This window comes from Mesorhizobium sp. M7A.F.Ca.CA.004.04.2.1 (assembly GCF_004022825.1).
Classification (GTDB): domain Bacteria; phylum Pseudomonadota; class Alphaproteobacteria; order Rhizobiales; family Rhizobiaceae; genus Mesorhizobium.
The window spans coordinates 1-4,421 of record NZ_RZPH01000475.1; the positions used below are offsets into that span (position 1 = coordinate 1).

7 protein-coding genes are annotated in these 4,421 nt (G+C 59.7%); 3 read left to right on the top strand and 4 right to left on the bottom strand.

From position 1 onward, the window contains the following. The 4 genes from EN893_RS20365 to EN893_RS20380 form a co-directional block, all read right to left on the bottom strand. Positions 1–682: pilus assembly protein N-terminal domain-containing protein (locus EN893_RS20365; RefSeq protein WP_127383870.1), on the bottom strand; the 682-nt coding region annotated here is incomplete at its 3' end. Further along, complete coding sequence (cpaB, locus tag EN893_RS20370) at positions 679–1,491, bottom strand: Flp pilus assembly protein CpaB (protein ID WP_127268813.1); 813 nt, start codon at positions 1,489–1,491, stop codon at positions 679–681. The genes EN893_RS20365 and cpaB, both read right to left, overlap by 4 nt. Positions 1,492–1,705: 214 nt before the next feature. Beyond that, positions 1,706–2,224: a prepilin peptidase gene (locus tag EN893_RS20375; protein ID WP_127268812.1), complete on the bottom strand. Its 519-nt coding sequence runs from the start codon at positions 2,222–2,224 to the stop codon at positions 1,706–1,708. 170 nt (positions 2,225–2,394) lie between these two features. Continuing rightward, positions 2,395–2,577, bottom strand: coding sequence for a Flp family type IVb pilin (locus tag EN893_RS20380; RefSeq protein ID WP_127268811.1), 183 nt, complete (start codon positions 2,575–2,577; stop codon positions 2,395–2,397). 332 nt (positions 2,578–2,909) lie between these two features. On the opposite strand from EN893_RS20380, the gene EN893_RS20385 reads away from it, so the two are divergent. The 3 genes from EN893_RS20385 to EN893_RS20395 all read left to right on the top strand — a co-directional run. Beyond that, complete coding sequence (locus tag EN893_RS20385) at positions 2,910–3,332, top strand: pilus assembly protein N-terminal domain-containing protein (protein ID WP_013533687.1); 423 nt, start codon at positions 2,910–2,912, stop codon at positions 3,330–3,332. Between the two features lie 137 nt (positions 3,333–3,469). Beyond that, a complete protein-coding gene (locus tag EN893_RS20390) occupies positions 3,470–4,051 on the top strand; it encodes a TadE/TadG family type IV pilus assembly protein (protein WP_127268810.1) in 582 nt (193 codons plus the stop codon). A 38-nt stretch (positions 4,052–4,089) separates the two neighbouring features. Next, on the top strand, positions 4,090–4,421 hold a 332-nt coding region (locus EN893_RS20395; RefSeq protein WP_164900980.1), incomplete at its 3' end, for a TadE/TadG family type IV pilus assembly protein.

The window sequence follows — 4,421 nt, forward strand, 5'->3', positions numbered from 1 at the left end:
GCTTCATCACGGAGCGGCTGACTTCGGCGACCGTGACCTTCAGCGTGACCTGGTCGTCGCCAATGATCTGCAGCAGGTTGACGATCTTGCTGGTGCGGCGCTCCTGGTCCGGGTTGTCGATGTCGACACCGCTCTGGGCCGAACCGCCGGCTGCGGTCTGCGAATATTGTCCTGTCGTCGCTTCACCACCCGAAACGAAGATCGTCGCCAGGTCGACCGCGCGTTTTGCGTCCAGCGGCGTGTCGACCGTTCCAGTCAGGACGACGTTGTCATTCAGAAGTTCCACCTTGATGGCCGACGTCGGCAGGAAGCGTCTGATATAATCCTCAAGACCGGCAACGTCGCGTTCGACCGCCAGGTCCAGGCTGACGATCTGCTCGCCATTCGGGCCGAAGACAAAGATGTTCGTCTCGCCGACCGACTTGCCGAACAGATAGATGCGCCTTGCAGTGCGGGTCACCGCGTCGGCAACCGCCGGGTTGGCCACGAGAATGTCGTAGGCATCGCTCGGCAGGTCGATGACCACCGACTTGTTGAGGCCGAGTTTGACGCGCTGGGTGGCCGTCGATGCCGTGACCTGCGCGTTCTTTGCCTCGACAACGCTGCCTTGCACATTCGTTCCGACGAGCAGCAGGCCGAATGCCGCGGCTACGATTGCCGGCAGTTTGCCACCTAGCCTCATTTCCTTGCCCCCACTTCGGAAACTTCGCCCGACTTGATCAGCCTCACCGTTCCTCTGCGGCCATTGCCGGAAACGAGATAGTCCGCCTCACCCAGATTTTTTTCCTGCGTGTCCGCGACCGCCCGCAACGCCAGGGTCAGGCGATCCGCCATCTGCTGGGCGACGGTGATGATCTCCGCCTGCTTGGGCGTCAGTTCCAGCGTGGCGGTCTGGCCTACCCTGGTCTTCTTGCCTTCCTCGTCCTCCTGAATGGTCTGGTCGATGGCCAGGACACGGATGTTCTTGAGGATGGTCTCGGTGTTGAAGCCGGCGGCGCCGCCGGCGGCATCGGCCCTGCGGGTCATGATGACGTCGACGAAATCGTTGGGAAGAATGAAGCCCCCGGCCGACGTATCGGCCGAGATGGCCGTGGCGACCGCCCGCATGCCGGAAGGCAGGATCGACGACATGAAGCTCTGGCCCTCGCCGATCAGCTTGGACCGCCGCAGCGGTTCTCCGGCATACATCGCCACACGGGCAACGGAACTCTTCAGCTTGTCCAGTGCCTCGGGCTCGGCGGTGCGGGTGATGAAATTCGCGTTGACGCCGTCGGCGGGCCAGGATTGCCAGGCGATGTTGTTTTGGATCGGGTTGCCCATCGGAACGTCGCCTGAAAGCACAAGCACATCCTGGAGTGCCACCGCCGGGGCCTGGGGACCGGAATCGACGACGACCTGGGGCGGCGGTGCCACCATGTTCTTCGCGACATAGCCAGCGCCACCCGCCGCGGCCACCGCCACGCTCAGAATTATCAATCGCGATGCTGGCATTTGTCCGAACCCTTGCCCTGGCAAACCACGTAGCCAAGCCGGACTTTGCAGCGGCAATCGTCAAAACAAGGTTAATGTAATGCTTACGATCGTGATTAATTTAAGGTTTACATAAATTAGCCGGAATGTGGTCTGAACGGCCAAAATGGCCGGGCCGGCCCTGTTGAGAACGGGGTTTCGGCAATGCTGACAGACAATAAAAATAAGATAGTGCTCAAGTCGCCAGCCTGGCAAGCGCCCATACCATCAAAGGCGAATCCGGATAGGTCAGCAACCCGCCAAGGCCGAGGGCGACGCCATAGGGGACTCCTTTTGCCTCGTCGGCGAAATGGCGCAGAAACGGATTTTGGCCGGTAACGGCCGCAAGCAGCGACTTCCGGTAGAGGATGATCGCGAGCGTCAGCAGGCCGCCGATGATTGTCGAGGCGACCAGATACTCCACGAGATTGATATTGAGGCCCATCCACATTGCGGTGGCGGCCAGAAGCTTGGCGTCGCCGCCGCCCATGCCGCCCATTGCAAACAGGCCGAACGTCACGGCCAGGACCAGGGCGCCGGCGGCGAAATGTCCGCCATAGGCCGCCCAGTCCATGCCTGTCAGGGGCGCGACCAGCGCGAAGACGACGACGAGCAGCACCGGCACGCGGTTGGCGATCGTCATCGACAGCATGTCGGAGATCGCGGCAAACAGCATGCAGAATGGAAAAACGACGAAGATCAGGGCTTCAAGCATCGGCGCCACGCCTATTGTCCGATTTCATGGGGCTCAATCTAAGCATGTTCGATTAACGATTGATGAGGCTAGGAACGAAAGACGACCTATATCGCCAGCGGCATAGAAAAAGGGCCGCCACGCGGCGGCCCTTTTCCAGAACGCAATCTAAATGCTCGGCGATAAGCCGATCAGCTGCCGCTCGGCGTGCCGTTCAGGGTGCTGCCGATGTTGGTGAACTTGGCGTTCAGCGCATTGCCGAGCGTGCCGGCGCCAGTGATGATGGCGAGCGCGATGAGAACGGCGATCAGACCATATTCGATCGCGGTCGCGCCGGATTCGTCCTTCACAAAACGTGCGATGAGATTAGACATTCGAGAGCTCCTACTCCACGTGTTACAGCACTTCCGTCAACTTCTGTGATGGTTGATCGGATGCTGCCAATCTAGGGAGAAGCTCTTTCGATCGGCTTAAGAAACAGCCTTACCGATTCCTTTCCCGGTTCGAACATATTGCGTGGTTAACCTCGGGCTAATGTATCGCTGAGCCTTCCAGACCGGATTTGGTAGGCTTGCGACCCGACCGGACCGCGCGTCGCGGGCGCCCTTGGCGGCCATTGCACGATTGGCAACATCGCATGCTTAACCGTTGGTTCACCAATCTCGTTCATGTTCCGTTGATCAGTCCGCCTGCGTGGAGCGCCTCAATGGCCCAGCCGAGATCGTCAATCCTGATTGCCGCGCTTCTTGCCGTCTCGAGCTTCGTCGCGCCCGCCATGGCCGGCGCCGGCATCGAGGTCACGATGAACCAGGCCAAGATCGTCAAACTTTCGCGTCCCGCAGACACCATCGTGGTCGGCAACCCGGCAATCGCAGACGCTTCGGTGCAGGACGCTTCGACGATCGTGCTCACCGGCAAAGGCTTCGGCGTCACCAATCTGGTCGTGCTCGATACCGACGGCAGTCCCATCGTCGACGAGCAGGTTACCGTCGTGCGGCAGGCCGCTTCGTCGGTGCGCATCTATCGGCGTGCCGAAATCCAGACGATGTCCTGCACGCCCTATTGCGAAAGCTCCTACAAGAGCGAAGCGGAGAAGTCTTCCGAAGCGGAGATGAGCGTCAGCCGATAGGTGGCGTTGCCGACTGCCGTTCCGGTTATTGTCTGGTTAAGAGGCCTGCGCCGACTTTAACGATCATCCAAACCGGACCTCAATCGGTTTGCGCTAATGCTCCTTCCGAGACCACATAGAGATCGGCAGGATCGAACATGAGCAAGGAATTCGGTCGCGCAGGCGACCACAGAGTGAGACGCCCAAGGTTTTTCGCCCGCTTCCTTCGTGACCGGCGCGGCGCCACGGCAATCGAATTCGCGATCCTTTCAGTCCCCTTCGCGCTGCTTGTCTTTGCCATTCTGGAAAGCTGCATCTCGTTTGCCGGCCAGGAGGTGATGGCCAACGTCACCGACGATGTAGCGCGCAAACTGCGCACCGGCCAGTTGAGGGCGGCTGACGTTGCCGGAACCAATTTGCGGGACATGATCTGCACGAAACTGCAGATCATCGTCTCCCAGGATTGTCCCAATCAACTGCTGGTGGATCTTCGCCAATATACATCGTTCGCCGATGCGGCCACGGCAGGCTTCAAGATCCAGAACGGCGATGTCGTACTGACGAAAGGCACCGCAACCCAATCGTTCTCAGTGACAGCGGGTGCGGCGGAGTCGAGGAACATGCTTCGGGTCTTCTACAAGTGGCCGATCATGACCGACCTCATGGCGCAGTCGATGGGCGGCAACAAGACCCTGCATTTCGCATCGGTGACCTGGCAGAACGAGCCGTTCGACAACTGAGCGGAATGCACGAGCGGTATAAGAAAAGGGCAATGGGCATGATGCGTGCGGGGGCACATCTTATGATTACGGGAGTTTGGCGGAAAGCAAGTCGATTCTGGTCCGATCGCCGTGGCATCGCGGCGGTTGAATTCGCGTTGATCATGCCAATTCTGCTGATCATGTACTTCCTCACAATGGAAGCGTCGCAAGCCATCGAGACCAGCAAGAAGGTCAGTCGTATCGGCAGCATGGTGGCCGATCTCGTTACCCAGCAGACAAGCGTCCTCAAAGCGGATGTCGACGCCATCATGCAGATCGGCAGCGTCACCCTTCAGCCCTACAACCGCTCGCCCCCTAGCATCACCATCACGGCGATACAGGTTACGTC

What these genes read in the sequence shown, in the direction of transcription:
- cpaB (WP_127268813.1), bottom strand. Translation starts at nt 1,491, where the DNA reads ATGCCAGCATCGCGATTGATAATTCTGAGCGTGGCGGTGGCCGCGGCG.
- EN893_RS20375 (WP_127268812.1), bottom strand. Translation starts at nt 2,224, where the DNA reads ATGCTTGAAGCCCTGATCTTCGTCGTTTTTCCATTCTGCATGCTGTTT.
- EN893_RS20390 (WP_127268810.1), top strand. Translation starts at nt 3,470, where the DNA reads ATGAGCAAGGAATTCGGTCGCGCAGGCGACCACAGAGTGAGACGCCCA.
- EN893_RS20385 (WP_013533687.1), top strand. Translation starts at nt 2,910, where the DNA reads ATGGCCCAGCCGAGATCGTCAATCCTGATTGCCGCGCTTCTTGCCGTC.
- EN893_RS20380 (WP_127268811.1), bottom strand. Translation starts at nt 2,577, where the DNA reads ATGTCTAATCTCATCGCACGTTTTGTGAAGGACGAATCCGGCGCGACC.